18 protein-coding genes are annotated in these 15,814 nt (G+C 65.3%); 5 read left to right on the top strand and 13 right to left on the bottom strand.

Translation table 11 applies throughout. The features are described 5' to 3' along the window. Window positions 1-116 precede the first annotated feature (116 nt). From D580_RS0102995 to D580_RS0103005, 3 genes are all read right to left on the bottom strand, one after another. Window positions 117-2,645 (bottom strand): nitric oxide reductase activation protein NorD, encoded by a 2,529-nt coding sequence (locus D580_RS0102995; RefSeq protein ID WP_018952958.1) that lies wholly within the window; start codon window positions 2,643-2,645, stop codon window positions 117-119. A gap of 109 nt (window positions 2,646-2,754) precedes the next feature. Next, window positions 2,755-3,606: a CbbQ/NirQ/NorQ/GpvN family protein gene (locus D580_RS0103000; protein WP_018952959.1), complete on the bottom strand. Its 852-nt coding sequence runs from the start codon at window positions 3,604-3,606 to the stop codon at window positions 2,755-2,757. A gap of 96 nt (window positions 3,607-3,702) precedes the next feature. Continuing rightward, a complete protein-coding gene (locus D580_RS0103005; RefSeq protein WP_018952960.1) occupies window positions 3,703-4,104 on the bottom strand; it encodes a hypothetical protein in 402 nt (133 codons plus the stop codon). 110 nt (window positions 4,105-4,214) lie between these two features. Here D580_RS0103005 and D580_RS0103010 point away from each other — a divergent pair, with 110 nt between their 5' ends. After that, on the top strand, window positions 4,215-4,532 hold the full coding sequence (locus D580_RS0103010) for a hypothetical protein (RefSeq protein WP_018952961.1): 318 nt from the start codon (window positions 4,215-4,217) through the stop codon (window positions 4,530-4,532). A 162-nt stretch (window positions 4,533-4,694) separates the two neighbouring features. On the opposite strand, the gene D580_RS0103015 is transcribed toward D580_RS0103010, so the two are convergent. The 3 genes from D580_RS0103015 to D580_RS0103025 form a co-directional block, all read right to left on the bottom strand. Beyond that, window positions 4,695-5,084 (bottom strand): hypothetical protein, encoded by a 390-nt coding sequence (locus tag D580_RS0103015; protein ID WP_012638725.1) that lies wholly within the window; start codon window positions 5,082-5,084, stop codon window positions 4,695-4,697. A gap of 38 nt (window positions 5,085-5,122) precedes the next feature. Then, window positions 5,123-6,157, bottom strand: a complete 1,035-nt coding sequence (locus tag D580_RS0103020; RefSeq protein WP_018952962.1) for a lipoate--protein ligase family protein — start codon at window positions 6,155-6,157, stop codon at window positions 5,123-5,125. A gap of 192 nt (window positions 6,158-6,349) precedes the next feature. Further along, window positions 6,350-6,760 (bottom strand): hypothetical protein, encoded by a 411-nt coding sequence (locus D580_RS0103025; RefSeq protein WP_018952963.1) that lies wholly within the window; start codon window positions 6,758-6,760, stop codon window positions 6,350-6,352. Window positions 6,761-7,062: 302 nt separating this feature from the next. On the opposite strand from D580_RS0103025, the gene D580_RS0103030 reads away from it, so the two are divergent. Both D580_RS0103030 and D580_RS0103035 read left to right on the top strand, forming a co-directional pair. After that, entirely contained in the window at window positions 7,063-8,664 is a 1,602-nt protein-coding gene (locus D580_RS0103030; RefSeq protein WP_018952964.1) for a histidine kinase, read from the top strand. Beyond that, the gene (locus D580_RS0103035) at window positions 8,661-9,344 is read left to right on the top strand and encodes a response regulator (protein WP_018952965.1); all 684 of its coding nucleotides are present in this window, start codon (window positions 8,661-8,663) and stop codon (window positions 9,342-9,344) included. The genes D580_RS0103030 and D580_RS0103035 overlap by 4 nt, the downstream gene beginning before the upstream one ends. 144 nt (window positions 9,345-9,488) lie before the next feature. On the opposite strand, the gene D580_RS0103040 is transcribed toward D580_RS0103035, so the two are convergent. The 3 genes from D580_RS0103040 to D580_RS0103050 are packed head-to-tail and all read right to left on the bottom strand — an operon-like array spanning window position 9,489 to window position 11,808. After that, complete coding sequence (locus tag D580_RS0103040; protein WP_018952966.1) at window positions 9,489-9,869, bottom strand: S24 family peptidase; 381 nt, start codon at window positions 9,867-9,869, stop codon at window positions 9,489-9,491. Further along, window positions 9,866-11,335 (bottom strand): siroheme synthase CysG, encoded by a 1,470-nt coding sequence (gene cysG, locus D580_RS0103045; protein WP_018952967.1) that lies wholly within the window; start codon window positions 11,333-11,335, stop codon window positions 9,866-9,868. Before cysG ends, D580_RS0103040 begins: the two co-directional genes overlap by 4 nt. A gap of 2 nt (window positions 11,336-11,337) precedes the next feature. Further along, the gene (locus tag D580_RS0103050; RefSeq protein ID WP_018952968.1) at window positions 11,338-11,808 is read right to left on the bottom strand and encodes a tetratricopeptide repeat protein; all 471 of its coding nucleotides are present in this window, start codon (window positions 11,806-11,808) and stop codon (window positions 11,338-11,340) included. A gap of 226 nt (window positions 11,809-12,034) precedes the next feature. On the opposite strand from D580_RS0103050, the gene D580_RS0103055 reads away from it, so the two are divergent. Both D580_RS0103055 and D580_RS0103060 read left to right on the top strand, forming a co-directional pair. Continuing rightward, window positions 12,035-13,156, top strand: a complete 1,122-nt coding sequence (locus D580_RS0103055) for an anthranilate phosphoribosyltransferase (protein WP_018952969.1) — start codon at window positions 12,035-12,037, stop codon at window positions 13,154-13,156. A 52-nt stretch (window positions 13,157-13,208) separates the two neighbouring features. Then, entirely contained in the window at window positions 13,209-13,409 is a 201-nt protein-coding gene (locus D580_RS0103060; protein ID WP_018952970.1) for an Alvin_2107 family globule sulfur oxidation protein, read from the top strand. Between the two features lie 81 nt (window positions 13,410-13,490). On the opposite strand, the gene D580_RS0103065 is transcribed toward D580_RS0103060, so the two are convergent. The 4 genes from D580_RS0103065 to D580_RS0103080 all read right to left on the bottom strand — a co-directional run bounded on the left by D580_RS0103065 (window position 13,491) and on the right by D580_RS0103080 (window position 15,797). Beyond that, on the bottom strand, window positions 13,491-14,129 hold the full coding sequence (locus tag D580_RS0103065) for a hypothetical protein (protein ID WP_018952971.1): 639 nt from the start codon (window positions 14,127-14,129) through the stop codon (window positions 13,491-13,493). After that, window positions 14,129-14,908: a DUF3050 domain-containing protein gene (locus D580_RS0103070; protein ID WP_018952972.1), complete on the bottom strand. Its 780-nt coding sequence runs from the start codon at window positions 14,906-14,908 to the stop codon at window positions 14,129-14,131. The genes D580_RS0103065 and D580_RS0103070 overlap by 1 nt, the downstream gene beginning before the upstream one ends. A 119-nt stretch (window positions 14,909-15,027) precedes the next feature. Further along, complete coding sequence (locus tag D580_RS0103075; protein ID WP_012638738.1) at window positions 15,028-15,231, bottom strand: hypothetical protein; 204 nt, start codon at window positions 15,229-15,231, stop codon at window positions 15,028-15,030. Between the two features lie 224 nt (window positions 15,232-15,455). Next, complete coding sequence (locus tag D580_RS0103080; protein ID WP_026289659.1) at window positions 15,456-15,797, bottom strand: TusE/DsrC/DsvC family sulfur relay protein; 342 nt, start codon at window positions 15,795-15,797, stop codon at window positions 15,456-15,458. Between the last annotated feature and the right edge of the window lie 17 nt (window positions 15,798-15,814).

The raw sequence follows: 15,814 nt of genomic DNA on the forward strand, positions 1-15,814 counted from the left end.
TTGAATGAAAAAAAGCTTCAACATGACTCACCAATACCTGTTCATGAACTTCATACATAGACTTTTTGCGCCCTTTGCGTCTTCGCGTCTTTGCGTTGAAATCTTTTCAACCCCGATCACCGCCGCAGCCGCAGGTAGATCTCCGGCAGCCGCCGCGGCAGGTCGTCCACGTTGTCCAGGACCAGGTAGTGTCCCGGGCCGAAGATGGCCGGCAGGTATTCGGAGCCCGAGGTGTCCAGAGTGATGCAGAAGGGATGCACGCCCGCGTCCACCGCCTCCTTCATGGCCATGCGCGTGTCCTCGTGCAGGTAGCGGGAGTCACCCCCATCGTCGTAGTCCGCCGGTCGTCCGTCGGAGAGGATCAGCAGCAGGCGGTGATGGGCATCGGCCTGTTCGAAGCGCCGGATGCCGTGGCGGATGGCCGCGCCCATGCGCGAGGCTAGACGACCGGAGACCGCGGCGATACTGGCACGCACGTCGGGGCCGGTGTGCTCGTGGAAATCCTTGAGCACGTAGAAGTTCACGTTGTCGTGATGGCGCGAGGCGAAGCCGCAGATGGCGTAGGGGTCGCCCACGCTCTCGATGGCCTCGGCGAACATCATCAGCCCGGCGCGCAGCCGGTCCACCACCTTGCCCTGGCCGCTGGGATGCTTGGCCATGATGGAGGTGGACATGTCGGCCAGCAGCAGCACAGCGGTGTCCCGGTGCTGCACGGTGCGGCGCCGATAGATGAAGGGTTTGGGCGAGAGACCCGCCTTCTTGTCGGCGATGAAGCCGGTGACCGCCTCCAGGTCCAGTTCGTCGCCGTCCAGCTGTTTGCGCAGCGGCGCCACCCGGCTGGGGCGCTGCAGTTCCAGGGCCCGGCGCAGACGCTTGAGCATGGGCGCGTGTTCGGCCAGCAGCAGCTCGGCCCGATCCGGGTCGCTTTCCTCCAGGCGCTTCTCGTGCACCCGCGCCCAGTCGCTGAGGTAGCGCTGCTCGCGATAGTCCCACTCGGGATAGGGCACGCCCTCCAGGGTCTGCTGATGGGCGACGCCGCGCTTGTCCACCTGGGCAGGCATGGGGATGCCCACGCCGATGCGCCCGCCGCTGCCGGAGGTATTCTCCTGGGGCACGTTGATGTCCGGGTCCGGGTCGTTCTGGCGCTGCTCCGGGGCCTGGGGCGGCGGCAGCTCCGCCTGCTTCTCCTGCACCGCCTTCTGGTCGGCGTGGGCGTCGGTGTCCTCGTTGTAGCCGCCCACCGGCTCGCCCCGCTTGCGGGGATACACAGCCCGGGCGGTGTTCATGGACAGGCCCGGCAGGTAGGCCTGCTCCCTGCCCTCCACGTCGATCTCCGGGAAGGCCGCGTCCTCGAACAACGCGCAGGCAATGCGGAAACTGTCCTGGATGGTCGCGCCTTCGGACAACAGCGGTTGCAGGCGGGCATCCAGACCCTGCCCCGTGATCAATGACTCGTGCGCGGCCAGGGCGATCCGGTAGTACTCGCCAGCCGCGCCCTCGGGCGCAGGGTGGTTTCGCGCCAGGCGCAGCAAACGGGACAGGAACCCGGGCACCAGTCCCTGCAGGCGATGGTTCACCCGCAGGTCCTCGCACAGGTCGAACAGGAGCTGGAAGCGGAACATGCGCTCGGCGTAGGCGGCGAACAGGGGCCGCCAGGTAATGCGCTGGTCCTCGTCCAGGGGCGGGTGCGCCATGCCCATCGTTTGGAACAGGGCCTCGATATCCTCGCCGCAGTAGGTGTCGAAGTGCAGATGCCCGGCGGCATGCAGCACGGAGACCACTGCCTCGTCGCGGCTCTCCAGCACCGCCGGCAGGAACAGGCGCACACCGTCGGTCTCCACCATGGGACGGCCGCGCCCCGGGCGCCAGTTGCCGTCCTCCAGGGACACGTGGGCGCCGAACCAGGCCACCTGGATCAGGCGCAGGAAACGGCTGTGGGCCCGGGGCCGATAGCCCGGCAGGGTGTCCAGCAGGTGCTTGAGGCTCTCCTCGCTCTCTAGCCTAAAGTAGGCCTCGCCCCGGGAACGCCCGGTCTGCAGGATGTCGGCGCCGCGCCGCGCCCAGGCCTCCAGGCCCCGGCTTCCCACCATTGCCCGGGCGATGGTGGCACCGGCCAGGAACACGTCCAGGTTGAGCTTGCGTTCCGTGTACAGGGTCTCGGCGGGTTGCATGAGGCCTCTCAAGCCCTCGATGCCCTCGCCCCCGGCCAGCTCCCGGAAACCGGCCTCGAAGTAGGCACGCCCTTCTGGGATGCCCCGCTCACACCAGCGGATGCCCAGTTGATACCAGGCCTGCTCGCCCTCGGCGCCCCAGGCCTGCCAGACCTCTCCCGCCTGGGCCAGGAAACCCTCCAGGGCCCGCCAGCCGTTGACCCATTTGCCGAAGGTCGCCGCCTGTTCCACCCAGGGGCGCACCGTGCCGGTCTGTTCCACCATGTGCGGTGTGTGGCGCAGGAAGCTCTTGCCCCCTTCCCGGTCCCGGAAGAACAGGTCCCGGGCGGTCTCGATCCACAGCAGGGTGTCGGCGGCGCCATGGGGCTCCACCGACGGCATGGCCTCCTTCGTGTCCCGGTGGGCCACGAAGCTCACATGCTCCAGGTGCTGCAGCACCTCCTGGATCTGGACGAGTGTTTCGGCTTCGGTCATGGATTCAATCCGCAAGGATTTCGCCGCGGAGGCGCGGAGACGCAGAGAAGAACTGAAAGACTTTTCTCCATTTCCTCTGCGCCTCCGCGCCTCTGCGGCATGCCGTTTTCTACGATTCCGCCCCGAAGTGCGCCCGGAAGATCTCCTCCAGGGCCTCCACCAGTTCCGGGTCGTCGGTGATGGGGTGGATGAGCGCGGCGCGGCAGGCGTCCATGGGGGAGAGGCCGGCGTTCATGAGTTCGGCGGCGTAGCACAGGGCGCGGGTGGAGGTGGCCTCTTCGAGACCGTGGTCCTTCAGCCCCCGGGCCTTGCGGCCGGCGGCCACCAGCTTGTCCACCAGGGCCTCATCCAGGCCGCCGGACTCGGTCTTGACGATCTGGCGCTCGATATCCTCCTTCGGATAGTCGAACTGCAGGCCCACAAAGCGCTGCTTGGTGGAGGGTTTCAGGTCCTTCAAGACCGTCTGGTAGCCGGGGTTATAGGAGATCACCAGCATGAAGTCCTCGTGGGCGTCGATGATCTGGGACTTCTTGTCGATGGGCAGCTGGCGGCGGTGGTCGGTGAGCGGATGGATCACCACGGTGGTGTCGGTGCGCGCCTCGACGATCTCGTCCAGGTAACAGATGGCGCCCTCCTTCACCGCCCGGGTCAGCGGTCCGTCCTGCCACACGGTCTCCTCCCCTTCCAGCAGGAAACGGCCCACCAGGTCGGAGCTGGTCAGGTCCTCGTGGCAGGAGACGGTCACCAGGGGCCGGCCCAGCACGTGGGCCATGTGCTCCAGGAAGCGGGTCTTGCCGCAGCCGGTGGGGCCCTTGAGCATCACCGGCAGGCGCTTGGCATAGGCGGCCTTGAACACCTCCACCTCGTTGCCCTGGGGCAGGTAGAAGGGGGCCTCGCCCTCGACGGGCTTTTGCACGGCGTCCCGTTCCACGCCGCGCAGCTTGTTGAACAGGTTTTTCATCGGTCGGTGTTCCTTGGTCGGTCAGTCTGGGTCGGGCCGGTGCGTCTAGGAGCCTGTCGGACCTAGGTGCTCAGGGCATCTCGGTCCGACAGACTCCTAGAGGCGATGTTCCTGTTCGCAGCGGGAATGCAGGTACAGGTAAACGTGCCGCAGGGTATGCACCGCCATGCGCTGGGGGTTTTGCGGCAGGGCGTCGGCCCGGTCCATGGCCAGGCAGTTGCCGTAGTAGACCAGTTCGCGCACGTTGTCCCGCACGGCATTGAGGCTCGGGTCGCCCTTCACGAAGGCCTTGAACACCTCCAGCAGGTCGTCGGTGTCCGGGATGGCCTTGCCGGCGTGCTCGGCATAGGCCGTGAGCAGGCCCTTCATGATCCCGCCTGCCTCCCCGAGCAGATCGGCAAGGTCTGGCAACTCGCCGCCACGCACGGCGGCCTCCAGGGCGCCGATACGCCGGTCCAGGTCATCGAAGGCGGCGGCAAGCCGGGCGTTGGGATCCATGAAAGTCCTCTGGGTACAGAATCGAATTTGCAACCGGGATAGTATATTATTAATCTCTTAATCAAATCCTAGCAGAATACTCAGGTATAACCCAAGTCCGGGGAGCGGAGATGAAACTCGTGAAACTCATCAAACTGAACAACCTGCAGTACAACCTCAACCGTGATCCCGAGGTGTACCGCCGTCCGGTCAATCAGGAATTCCGGCTGCAGGCCCTGCTCAACGGCAGCGGCAGCGCCAAGGCCCGCTTCGAGGCCGAGGGCAAGGTCCTGGGTGAGGCGACCGTGAATCTGCCCGGCACCTTCGAGTGCAAGTTCAGCTACGACACCGCCGGCACCCGCGTGGGCAAGCTGGTGATCGAAGGCAACGGCGAGACCTTCCGCCAGAACATCCGCATCGACGTCACCGAGCACGCCTGGATCGGCTGAGTCCCGAACCGAACTGAACCGCGACGCAAAGACGCGGAGACGCAAAGGGGCGCAACCCCCCCTGCACAGAAAAAGAAAGAGCGGCCCCAGGCCGCTCTTTCTTTTTTCACTCTATAAAGCTTTGCGTCACTTCGCGCCTTCGCGTCTTTGCGTCGCGGTTATTCATTCCCCCCACCGATACTGCTCGAAGAAGCGCGGCAGCATCTCCAGCATCTCCTCGCGACTGAAGAACCGGTCCGCCCGGGCCAGGCGCATCTCGTCCTGGATATCCTCATCACCGCCGAAGCAGAACACCGGGATGTTGATCTGGTGTTCCCGGCGCAGGATACGGATCACGTCCAGGGGATCGAAGGCATCGAACTCGTCCAGGTCCATGACCAGGAAACGGTGCAGGAGCACCTCGTTCCAGGCGCCCAGGTCCTCCAGGTCCGTCACCACCACCGCCGTCCAGCCCTCCGGGGTCAGCGCCCGAAAACGTGCCAGCATGTCCTGATCCGTGGTCATGAGAATATAGCGGCGCTGCATGCGCGCCTCGATGGTGGGTTCAGCCATGGCGGGACTTCCTGATGTTCAGATGAGACATGAATGGATTACGAAGGAATGGAGGCATGCAGGGCCTCCAGACGGGATGCCAGATCGCTCGCCCTGGCCGCAGGCAGGGCATCACCCAGGACGGCCCGCAACCGCCCTGAGTGCGCCGGTTCGCCCTCGCAGGCCCGCAGTGCGGCCTGGCTGGCAGGATCGGCGCTGGCCACCCGGCGAATGATCCCGTCGTCCAGCAGCACCCGCAACCAGTCCCCCTCCCGATCCTGCTCCAGCAGGTAACGCAGGCCGTTGATCCGGATGCCCTCGGGCACATGGCGCCTGCCCGGCGATGGGTCCAGGGGCTCCGAGAGTTCTTCCCGGGCCTCGGACATGGACTCACGGGTGCGCGGGTCCGGCAGCCAGTCCGTGAAGCGCCAGCCGGCCTGGCCTTCGCAGGTCTCGCGCAGTCCCGCCTGCAGCAGCCCGGTGTCGGGGTCCATGCCCTGGCTGCGCCAATCGGTCATGCCCTCGGCCAGGGCCTCGGCCAGCCAGTCCCGGAAACCGTCACTGGGTGCCCGTATGCACTCGGCGAAGGACCGGGCGGGAAAATGCCGCAGCACGCTGGCGCCGAACACCAGGGCCTCTCCCTGGCTGGCCGCGCCGCTGCCCAGGATCTTGCGGGCGCCCAGCCACAGGTCCTGGCCACCCACGCGCCGCACCCCGAGGCCCATAGCTGCGAACCAGTGGGCCACCAGACCCAGACACCGATCGAACAGCCCGCGATGTCCGCCCGGCACCCGCTGGCGGGGCAGGATGAAGAAGAAGCACTCCTGGTCGCCGTCCACCCACACCGTACCGCCCCCCAGGGGCCGCTGGATCACCGGGATGCCCAGGGCCTCGCAACGGCCCAGGTCCAGGTCCGCCGCCGCATACTGGCTGGCCCCGATGCTCAGATGGGGCCGGTCCGATCTGGCCCAGAGCAGGACCGGCGCGTCCTCCGGCCCCATGGCCCGTGCCACGCCGGTGTAGGCGGCATGCAGCTCGACGTGGGCCAGATCGCCCAGATCCAGCCAGCGCCAGTGGGTCGGGAGGGTGGTCAAGAAGCTCAACTCTGAATGGACAGGATGAACAGGATTTCTGAGGATCTACAAGATCATAAAGAAATCGGACAGGATTAACATGATGTACATGATTTGAAAGCGTTTTTTATCATGTGAATCATGTTAATCCTGTCCGATCCCTTGCCCTTGATGTTTTATTATCCTGTTCATCCTGTCCATGATTCAGGGAAGTCAGTTACCCGACTCGCCCTCGGGGGCCTTGTCGGCGTCGGACTTGTAGAAGTGGCGGAAGTAGAAATCACTGCGGGACAGGTCCTGGTACAGGCGGGCGCGTTCCTCGACGCCCATGCGCAGGATCTTGATCAGGGCCTCGCCCTGCTCGCCGTCGACGATGTGCATCTGCCCCACCAGGTCCTGGTCCAGGTTCAGAAAATGGGCGGCCAGCTCGTCCGGGTGGTCGCAGTAGACCAGGAAGGAACTGCATTCCTTGTCTTCCGGATCCAGAGGCTGCATCACCAGCTTGCCCAGCCAGGCCAGGCGCGCCACCTGGTTGAACTGGTTGATGTCGAACTTCTTGCCCTTCTTGTACTTGTTGAGCTCGTTGCGAATCTCGCCCAGATTGCTGATCTTGAGTGATTTCATAAGGTTCCGGATTGGACTGGGGTCCGACGGACTGCCGGACCGCACAAAGTTGATTGGTTTAGTTGGTTATTATCCACCAGACCGAACCGGGAAGCAAAGCCCGGCGGGCTCGCCCGGGCGCACGCCGGGGGAGACACGCCAGCGGCGCCGTAATATGCTTAGGAATTACCAAATATTATAAGGTCACCGGGAATGTCCGTGGCCACAGGGCGTTCACCCCGCTGCGGGGCATGGGCGCACAGGAGGTTGAGATGAGGAAAGTTCACGCCAAGTCATCGCGTGGACCTGGTCTGGCCACGTGGATGATCCGCCCGGCCGATGGCTGGCGCCACAAGACCCGCGGTCTGGTCAAGAACCGCATGTTCCTGCTGCTAGGCCTGATCGGCGTGGCCTTCGCCGCGTCCCTGGCCATCAACGCCTGGATCCTGCTGTTCTTCTGGCCCCATCCCCTGCTCGGCATCCAGTCGCTGTTCCTGGTGGCGGGCCTCGCCGTGACCCTGACCTTGCCGGTGCTCATCTACCACCACCTGATCACCCCCCTGTTCCACCTGCGCCACTGGGCCCAGCGCGCCCGGGGCGGCAACCTCGCCGCGCGCATCCCCATCCCCAGCACCGGTGAATTCGCCGAACTGGCCCAGGACGTGAACGCCCTCACGGAGCAACTGCAGCGACTCACCCGGGAGATGCGCGACGAGGTCAGTGCCCAGACGGAACGCCTGGAGCAGAAGTCCCATACCCTGGAAGTGCTCTATGACGTGGCCGCCAGCATCAACACCTCCCGGGACCTGGACGACCTGTTGACACGCTTCCTCACCAGCCTCAAACACACCCTGGGCGCCCAGGCGGCCACGGCCCGCCTGATGACCCCCGACGGTCACATGCGCCTGGTGGCCAACCTGGGGTTTGAACCTGACGATCAGCGCTGCCGCCAGGTCCTGCCCCTGGGCAAGTGCATGTGCGGGCGGGTGGCCGACGGCGGTGATCTCAGCTGGAAGGCGGACATCCGGCAATGCGGCCGGGTGACCTCGGACTGCGACACGCAGGAAGACGAGCCCGCCATGATCACCATCCCGCTGCAGCATCGCGGCAAGACCCTGGGCGTCTACAGCCTGTTCCTGCACGAATGGCCGGAACACCTGAACGAGGACATGGACAACCTGCTCACCAGCATCGGCCGCCATCTGGGCATGGCCATCGAGAAGGCCCGGGTGGACGAGGAGGCCCAGCGTCTGGGCATCATCGAGGAGCGCACCCACCTGGCCCACGAGCTGCACGACTCACTGGCCCAAACGCTGGCCACCCTGCGTTTTCGCGTGCGCGCCCTGGACGAGACGGCCCAGGATGCCTCGGCGGAGTCACGACGCGAAATCGATCAGATCAAGGATGTGCTGAACCGCGCCAACGTGGAACTGCGGGCCTTGATCAGCCACTTCCGCGCCCCCATGGAGCCTCAAGGCTTCGTCGCCGCGGTAGAGAAGATGGTCGAGACCCTGCGCAGAGAGACCGGTATCAGCGTCTACCTGCAGAAGGAATGGCGGCCCCGCAAACTGCCCGCAGAGATGGAAGCGGAAGTGCTGCGCATCGTCCAGGAGGCCCTGTGCAATATTCGCAAGCATGCCCAGGCACAGCATGTGCGCGTGCTGCTGCGCAACGATGCCGACGGCGAATGCATGGTGATGGTGGAGGACGATGGCCAGGGCCTGCAGCCTGCCGAGCAGGGCGCGCCGGGTGAGCACATCGGCCTGAGCGTGATGACGGAACGCGCTGCCCGCCTGGACGCCGATTTCCGCATCGAGAGTGAACCGGGCGAGGGCACCCGCATCAGCCTCGCCTTCCGTTATCCCAAGCCACGGGTGGTGGAATTCACGTCCCGCAACGACCCGCCCGTGCAGGTGGCCCGATGACGCGCCGGGTCCTGCTCATCGATGATCACACCCTGTTCCGCGAGGGCCTGCAGGAGCTGCTCAAGCGTCACGGCATCGACACCGTCGGCGCCGTGGGCGACGGCGAGACCGGCATCGAACTGGCCAGGGACCTGCTGCCCGACGTCATCCTGCTGGACATGCGCATGCCCGCCATGAACGGCCTGGAGGTGCTGCGCCGTCTGCGCCAGGCCGGGCTCAAGATGCCCATCGTGATGCTCACCACCAGCACCGAGGAGCAGGACCTGGTGGAATGCCTGCGCAATGGCGCCCAGGGCTATCTGCTCAAGGAGATGGAGCCCGGCGACCTGGTGGATGCCCTGGAGGAGATCCTGCAGGGCAAGACCGTGGTGGCCCCCGATCTGGCTCAACTGCTGGTGCGGGTGGTGCAGGGAAAATCCAGCTCCGCCAACGAGCCCAGCCCCTTCGACGAACTGACCCCGCGGGAGGGCGAGATCCTGGCCCTGTTGGCGGAAGGTCAGAGCAACAAGGTGATCGCCCGTAACCTGGGCATCTCCGACGGCACGGTCAAACTGCACGTGAAGGCGATCCTGCGTAAACTCGGAGTGCACTCCCGGGTGGAAGCGGCGGTGCTGGCGGTGCAGCAGGGACTGCGCGGAGGCGGTCAACCGGACAGCGGCGAGGCCTCGGGGGAAAGGTGAGGTGGTCAGTTGTCAGTTGTCAGTTGTCAGTTGTCAGTTGTCAGTTGTCAGTTGTCAGTTGTCAGTTGTCAAAAGCCTGAATCAGGCTGACGCCGCGTCAAGAGGGTTTTCAACAACTGACCACTGACAACTGACAACTGACAACTAAACATAATGCTTGCGCTGTGAGCGCCGCGTCCCGGCCCGCTGGGAGACCACGCCGGCGATGGCATCCACGCCGCTGATCTCCAGCTTGCGGTGATCATCCTTGAGCGCCACCAGGTAGTAACGCCCCTCCTCGATCAGCAGCTGGCGGAACAGGTATTCCTCCTCGTGCTGAGCCACCACGTAGCTGCCCGACTCCACGTGCCCGGCGGGGTCGACGATGATGATCACGCCGTGCTCGAACTCCGGCGACATGCTGTCGCCCAGCACCCGCAGGGCGAAGGGCTCGCTGGTGGCGCAGCCGCTGCCCATGCCGGGGTCCACGTCCGGCGTCTCCACCCTGATCCGCTTGGGATCGAAAATACCGTAAGCGTCGCTCATGCCTCGGCTCCCTCGGTAGAGGATCGGGCTTCCACCACCTGACCCTGGCTGCTGAACAGGCTCTTCACGGTGTGGTCGGTGCCCGGCTGGAACCACTTCAGCCGCTCGTGCAACTTGACCACTTCGCCGACGATGATCAGGGTCGGCGGCTGCACGTCATAGTCCTTCACCAGGTCCGGCATGGTGGCCAGGGTGCCCACGATGACCCGCTGGTTCTGGGTGGTGCCCTGCTCCACCAGGGCCATGGGCATGTCCGGCGACACGCCGTGGGCCATCAGCTCACGGCAAATAATCGGCAGCCCAAGCAACCCCATGTAGAACACCACCGTCTGGCGCGGCTGGGCGAGCATCTTCCAGTTGAGATCGATGCTGCCGTCGCGCAGATGGCCGGTGGCGAACACCACGGCCTGGGCGTAGTCGCGATGGGTCAGCGGAATACCCGAGAAGGACGCACAGCCGGCGGCGGCGGTGATGCCCGGCACCACCTGGAAGGGGATGCCCTCCTGCATCAGGGTGTCGATCTCCTCGCCGCCACGGCCGAAGATGAACGGATCGCCGCCCTTGAGCCGCAGCACACGCTTGCCCTCCTTGGCAAGACGCACCAGCAGCTGGTTGATCTCCTCCTGGGGCAGGGTATGCAGGTTGCGCTTCTTGCCCGCGTAGATCATCTCCGCGTCGCGGCGCACCAGCTCGATGATGGCCGGCGAGACCAGGTTGTCGTAGACCACCACGTCCGCCAGCTGCATAAGGCGCAGGGCGCGGAAGGTGAGCAGGTCCGGATCACCGGGGCCGGCACCCACCAGGAACACCTCGCCGCCGGCATCGCGCGTATCGAGGCCCGTTTCGAGCGCCTTCTCAAGGGTCTCCCGGGCGGCGTCCTCGCGACCCGACATGAACAGTTCCGTGACCGGCCCTTCCAGCAGGCGCTCCCAGAAACGCCGCCGCAGTTCGGTGTCCGGGATACGCGCCTTGACCTTGAGCCGGTAGCCCTCCACCAGCGCGGCCAGGCGCCCGTAGGCGGCGGGGATGAAGCTCTCGATGCGTGAGCGCAGCAGGCGCGCCAGCACCGGCGAGGAGCCGCCGGTGGAGACCGCCACCTGTATGGGCGAGCGGTCGATCATGGAGGGGGTGATGAAGCCGCACAGTTCCGGCTGGTCCACCACGTTCACCGGGATGCAGCGCTCGGTGCACAACTCGGAGACGTGCCGGTTCAGGTCCTCGTCGTCGGTGGCGGCGATGACCAGCACGCGGGCGTCCACGTCGGCGTCCTCGAAGCCCCGGGGCAGATGCTCGATGGCATCACGGGCCTTCAGCGCGGCCAGCTCCGGACACAGCGCCGGGGAGACCACGGTGACACGGGCGTGGGCCTTGCGCAGCAGTGACACCTTGCGCAGCGCCACGGGGCCGCCACCCACCACCAGGCAGGAGCGGTCCTTGAGTCTCATGAATACGGGAAAGAAGTCCACGGTCAGTCGTTGCGACTGAAGGCGTCCAGTTCCGAGACATCGAAACCGGCCTTCTGGTACCAGCGGCGCGCGACCTCGGGATCACGCTCCACCCCGTTGCCTTCCTGGTACATCATGGCCAGGGTGGTCTGGGAGCCGGCCAGGCCCTGGTTGGCGGCCTTCTCGAACCACACGGCGGCCTGGCGCGGATCCTTCTCCAGGCACTCGCCTTCCAGGTACATGAAGCCCAGGCCGTGCTGGGCCATGGGATGGCCCTGCTCGGCGGCCACCCGCATCCAGCGCGCGGCGGCCTCGGGATTGGGGGCGCCGGCCAGACCGTTCTGGCACATGATGGCCACGCGATACTGCGCCTCCGCGTTGCCGGCCTCGGCAAGGGGGCTGAGCAGCTGCATGGCCCGGGAGAAATGCTTGGCCTCGAAAGCGGAGATGCCGCTTTGAAGATCCATGTGGTCATCGTCTTGCGAATGCATCATTGTTCTATGACACCCATGGTCGTGCAGCAGAGACACAAAGCAATAGGAGGCCTCCGGCTGATTATGCTCATGGCATGGTGAAGCAAAGCCCCACCAGCCGGAACCCTCTCAATGGGGATATACGCCGCCGCGAAGCCCCGTCGCTATAATCCGGCCGTTGCATGATGAATCGGTGCGCCCACGGGGACGCCCGCAAGCCCGCAGAAAGATCCACACAGGTTACCGAATGTCCCTGAGCCAGAACGCCGCCATCGACGTCGCCAGCGTCATCCGCCCCTGCATCCAGAAGGTCGCCACCGGCCCGGAGCTGAGCGAGGACCTGAACCGGGAAGAGGCACAGGCAGCGATGGAACTGATCATGCAGGGCAAGGTGGACCCGGTACAGTCCGCCGTGCTGCTCATCGCCCTGCGCATGAAGCGCGAGGCCATGGACGAATACCGGGGCATACTCCAGGCCATTCGCGACAACACCGCCACCGCCACCGCCGACGTGGACGAACTCATGGACGTGGCCGACCCCTATGACGGCTACGCCCGCGGCCTGCCCGCCACCCCCTTCCTGCCTGCCGTGCTGGCCGCCTGCGGCCTGCCCGCGGTCTCCCATGGCGTCGAGGCCATGGGCCCCAAGTATGGCGCGACCCACCGCATGATCCTGCGCGAGGCCGGCGCCCGGGTGGACCTCTCCCCCGCCGAGGCCGCCGAGCGCATCGCCCACCCGGACATCGGCTGGGCCTACGTGGACATGGAGGCCTTCTGCCCCGGCCTGCACAATCTCACCGCGCTGCGCAGCCAGATCGTCAAGCGCACCTGCCTGACCACCGTGGAGAACATCGTGGGCCCGGTGCGGGCACGCAACAGGACCCACCTGCTGATCGGCTACGTGCACAAGGCCTATCCGCCCATCTACTCGGAACTGGCGCGCTTCTCCGGCTTCGATTCCGGCCTGGTGGTGCGCGGCGTGGAAGGCGGCGTGACGCCCTCCCTGCAGCAGACCGGGCGCCTGTTCCAGTACAAGGACAAAGGCCCTGAGCAAGAGGTGCTCATCGAGCCCGCTGACCTGGGCATCCAGGCCGACGGCCGCGCCGTGCCCCTGCCCGAGGACCTCACCCCGGGCAAGCTCAAGGGCAAGAACCAGGAAACCGTGGACAGCGCTGCCCTGGCCCGTGCCGCCGCCGCCGCCGGCCTTGCCGCCCTGGAAGGCGCCGCAGGCCCGACCCGGGAAAGCCTGGCCTATTCCGGCGCCCTGTGCCTCTGGCACCTGGGGCGCGAACCCGACCTCAAATCCGCAGCGGACCGGATTCGTCGTTCACTGGACGACGGTTCGGCCCGGGCCCGTTTTCTTGCGTGACCCCCAAACCCATCAGACGCGGTCAACCGCACCTGCACCAGAGGAGATAGACATGGACAAGAAGACCTACTACGAAACCTCCAAGAAGATGGAAAGCGTGGGCGTCGACCCCGCCTACGTCCTGGGATGGCAGACCGGCTTCCTGCACAACCCCAAGCTGGAAGAGCAGCGGGTCACCGACGCCTACGACGCCGGCTACAACGACGGCCTGGAAGGCAAGACCGACGGCTTCAGCAGCTGGACCAAGCAATAGCCTGTCAGTGGTCAGTTGTCCTTGGTCAGTCGTTTCTGCTTCTCTTCCAGCTGACCACTGACAACGGACAACTGACCAGCCTCAATCCTCCGCCATCGGCCGGATCGGCCCCTCCTTGCCCGGCCCGGCACGGTCGTCTGAACCCGCCAGCAGCGCGTCCAGGGACGCGGTGTACTTCTCCACCGCCTCGGGCCCCTCGATGGTCAGGATCTGGTCGATGGCCCATTCCCGGTTCTTCGGCCCCAGGGCATCACTGACCCACTCGGCAAACGCGCGCATGAGCTTGAAGCCGGGCCCCTCGATGGGGCTGTAGCTGCATTCGGCATAGACCGCGTTGCGGGCATTGAGCTTGTCGATGAAGATCCGCTTGAAATCCGCCGGCGTCAGATGCTGCTGGTCTTCCGGCGCCTTGTTGTCGGCCCGGTTCTCCTCCACGAAGCCGGCCAGTCGCAGGGCCATGGCAGTGACGAACCGGGCCCGCTCCTCCTCGTTGAACTTGCCGTAGACCTGGTGATCGGTGAGGTGCAACAGGAAGATCACGAACTCCTCGATCACGTCCAGGCGCTGGTACTGGGAGCGGGTCTCGAATCCCTCGTTCTCCAGGCTGAGCACGCCATTGCAGGCCACCCGCCAGGCATTGGCGGCGCTCACCGTGGCCACATCCTCCAGGGTGCGGGCCCGCTCACCCTGTTTCCAGCGATTGCGCAGTCGCAGTGCCATCAGGAGATCTCCAGTCGCTTGGCCACATCGTCCCAGAAGCGGATGCGCGCCTCGATGGCCGCGCAGGCCGCCTGCTCCGCCTCGCGCCGTCTCTGCGCGTCACCGGCGCAGAGCATGTCCAGCATGCGCAGGGACAGGGGGCCGTGGAAGTCCTCATCCAGGTGGATGTGGCGTTTCAGGTAGAAATGAAACATGGGGGCATCCTGCTCGGTGATGCCCATGCGGGCCAGCAGGCTGCGGAACATGCCGGGGATCACGTGTTCGCGTCCGAGGGCCAGGGCCGCCGCGACCACATGGGGCTGGCCGCTGCGGATGAAGCCGAAGGTGCTCTCCATGAAGCGGCGTGACGGCTCGGGGGCGATGCCCGAGGCCAGCGCCGCGTCGATGCCCTCACGGGCGGCCAGGGCCACGAAGGCCTGGGGGCCGGAGGGATCCGCGCCCAGTTCGCCCATGGCGCCGCAGTAGAGCTCGAAATGGCTCAGGCAGATCTCCTCGCCGTCGGGCCCAGGGATCTTGTCGGACTCCTCTTCCAGCACCAGTTCGTTGATGAAGCGGCACACCGCCGCATCCGGACCCGGTGCCCAGGGATAGCGGGCCGGCGCGATGTGGTGCTGGAGAAACTTGATCAGGGACATGAAATCCCACACCGAGTAGATGTGGCATTCCATGAAACGACGCAGGTCGTCGAGATCCCGCAGGCCGTAGACGGGATGCTGGTCGAGGCGCTCGCGCAGGGGCGCGATGATGCGGGGATCGAATGCGGGGGGTGGGTTGGACATGGATGATGTCTCTGGCTTGGGAACACCCGGCATCATACAGAACCGCGCCCATGCCCGGCAGTGCGGGCATGGGCGCGAGATCGGTCAGGCAGCGGAGACCCGGCGGGTCTCCCCCATCATCAACGATGGGAGCCCTTTTCCGCGTGGGCGATGTCCACCAGCTGCATGGCGATATCGCGGTACTTCTGGCGGTACTGATGCAGGGGATGGCCCTCGGGGGCCAGGTAGTACTCCTCGGGGGAGACGCCGTTGGCATGTTCATATTCCATGAACATCTTCTGCATCTCGAGCATTTCCTTGATCAGTTCCTGCTTGTTGCTCATTGCTTTCTGACCTCCGATGGATCGCTGTGGCGGGCCGCCTATGACAAGATATTTGTCAGATAGACTCCTAGGGACTGCCAGGACTATAGCACCGGCCATCCGGGCCCCTTAACCCCCCTTAGGGGATAGAAGGGCAGTGGCTAGTCTCAAGTGGCTAGTGGCAAGGAAAAGCCAGGGTGATTTTGACTTTCCTTGCCACTTGAGACTAGCCACTTGCCACTGTCTCAATAGCCGCCCTTGCGGCGGCTCTCCGGAAGGCCGGCAACACGGCCGCCCTGCTTGCTGGGGTCCAGGGGGAACAGGTCGTAGAGGGTCTTGGCATCCACGCTCTTGTCGTCCCACTTGGCCGACATCGCCTTGACGATGGTCCGGGTGTTGGGCTGGTTTTCGTTGTTGTTGAAGTATTCGTCGCGCAGGTAGTTGATCAGGTCCCAGTGCCGATCGGTCAGCTCGATGCCTTCCTTCGCGGCAATGGCCCTGGCCACGTTCTCGCTCCAGTCGGATACGTTTTCCAGGTAGCCGTTGGCATTGGTTGCGATGGTGACGCCGTCCACTTCCAGACTCATTGAGCCATCCTCCGTCT

Source organism: Thioalkalivibrio sulfidiphilus (genome assembly GCF_000377945.1).
In the GTDB taxonomy this organism is placed as follows: Bacteria; Pseudomonadota; Gammaproteobacteria; order Ectothiorhodospirales; family Ectothiorhodospiraceae; genus Thioalkalivibrio_A; species Thioalkalivibrio_A sulfidiphilus_A.

Excerpts from the sequence above, each read along its gene's own strand:
- D580_RS0102995 (WP_018952958.1), bottom strand. The coding sequence starts at position 2,645 with ATGACCGAAGCCGAAACACTCGTCCAGATCCAGGAGGTGCTGCAGCAC.
- D580_RS0103070 (WP_018952972.1), bottom strand. The coding sequence starts at position 14,908 with ATGTCCAACCCACCCCCCGCATTCGATCCCCGCATCATCGCGCCCCTG.
- D580_RS0103000 (WP_018952959.1), bottom strand. The coding sequence starts at position 3,606 with ATGAAAAACCTGTTCAACAAGCTGCGCGGCGTGGAACGGGACGCCGTG.
- D580_RS0103065 (WP_018952971.1), bottom strand. The coding sequence starts at position 14,129 with ATGGCACTGCGACTGCGCAATCGCTGGAAACAGGGTGAGCGGGCCCGC.
- D580_RS0103010 (WP_018952961.1), top strand. The coding sequence starts at position 4,215 with ATGAAACTCGTGAAACTCATCAAACTGAACAACCTGCAGTACAACCTC.
- D580_RS0103035 (WP_018952965.1), top strand. The coding sequence starts at position 8,661 with ATGACGCGCCGGGTCCTGCTCATCGATGATCACACCCTGTTCCGCGAG.
- D580_RS0103005 (WP_018952960.1), bottom strand. The coding sequence starts at position 4,104 with ATGGATCCCAACGCCCGGCTTGCCGCCGCCTTCGATGACCTGGACCGG.
- D580_RS0103050 (WP_018952968.1), bottom strand. The coding sequence starts at position 11,808 with ATGATGCATTCGCAAGACGATGACCACATGGATCTTCAAAGCGGCATC.
- D580_RS0103040 (WP_018952966.1), bottom strand. The coding sequence starts at position 9,869 with ATGAGCGACGCTTACGGTATTTTCGATCCCAAGCGGATCAGGGTGGAG.
- D580_RS0103030 (WP_018952964.1), top strand. The coding sequence starts at position 7,063 with ATGATCCGCCCGGCCGATGGCTGGCGCCACAAGACCCGCGGTCTGGTC.
- D580_RS0103060 (WP_018952970.1), top strand. The coding sequence starts at position 13,209 with ATGGACAAGAAGACCTACTACGAAACCTCCAAGAAGATGGAAAGCGTG.
- D580_RS0103015 (WP_012638725.1), bottom strand. The coding sequence starts at position 5,084 with ATGGCTGAACCCACCATCGAGGCGCGCATGCAGCGCCGCTATATTCTC.
- D580_RS0103055 (WP_018952969.1), top strand. The coding sequence starts at position 12,035 with ATGTCCCTGAGCCAGAACGCCGCCATCGACGTCGCCAGCGTCATCCGC.
- D580_RS0103075 (WP_012638738.1), bottom strand. The coding sequence starts at position 15,231 with ATGAGCAACAAGCAGGAACTGATCAAGGAAATGCTCGAGATGCAGAAG.
- D580_RS0103080 (WP_026289659.1), bottom strand. The coding sequence starts at position 15,797 with ATGAGTCTGGAAGTGGACGGCGTCACCATCGCAACCAATGCCAACGGC.
- D580_RS0103025 (WP_018952963.1), bottom strand. The coding sequence starts at position 6,760 with ATGAAATCACTCAAGATCAGCAATCTGGGCGAGATTCGCAACGAGCTC.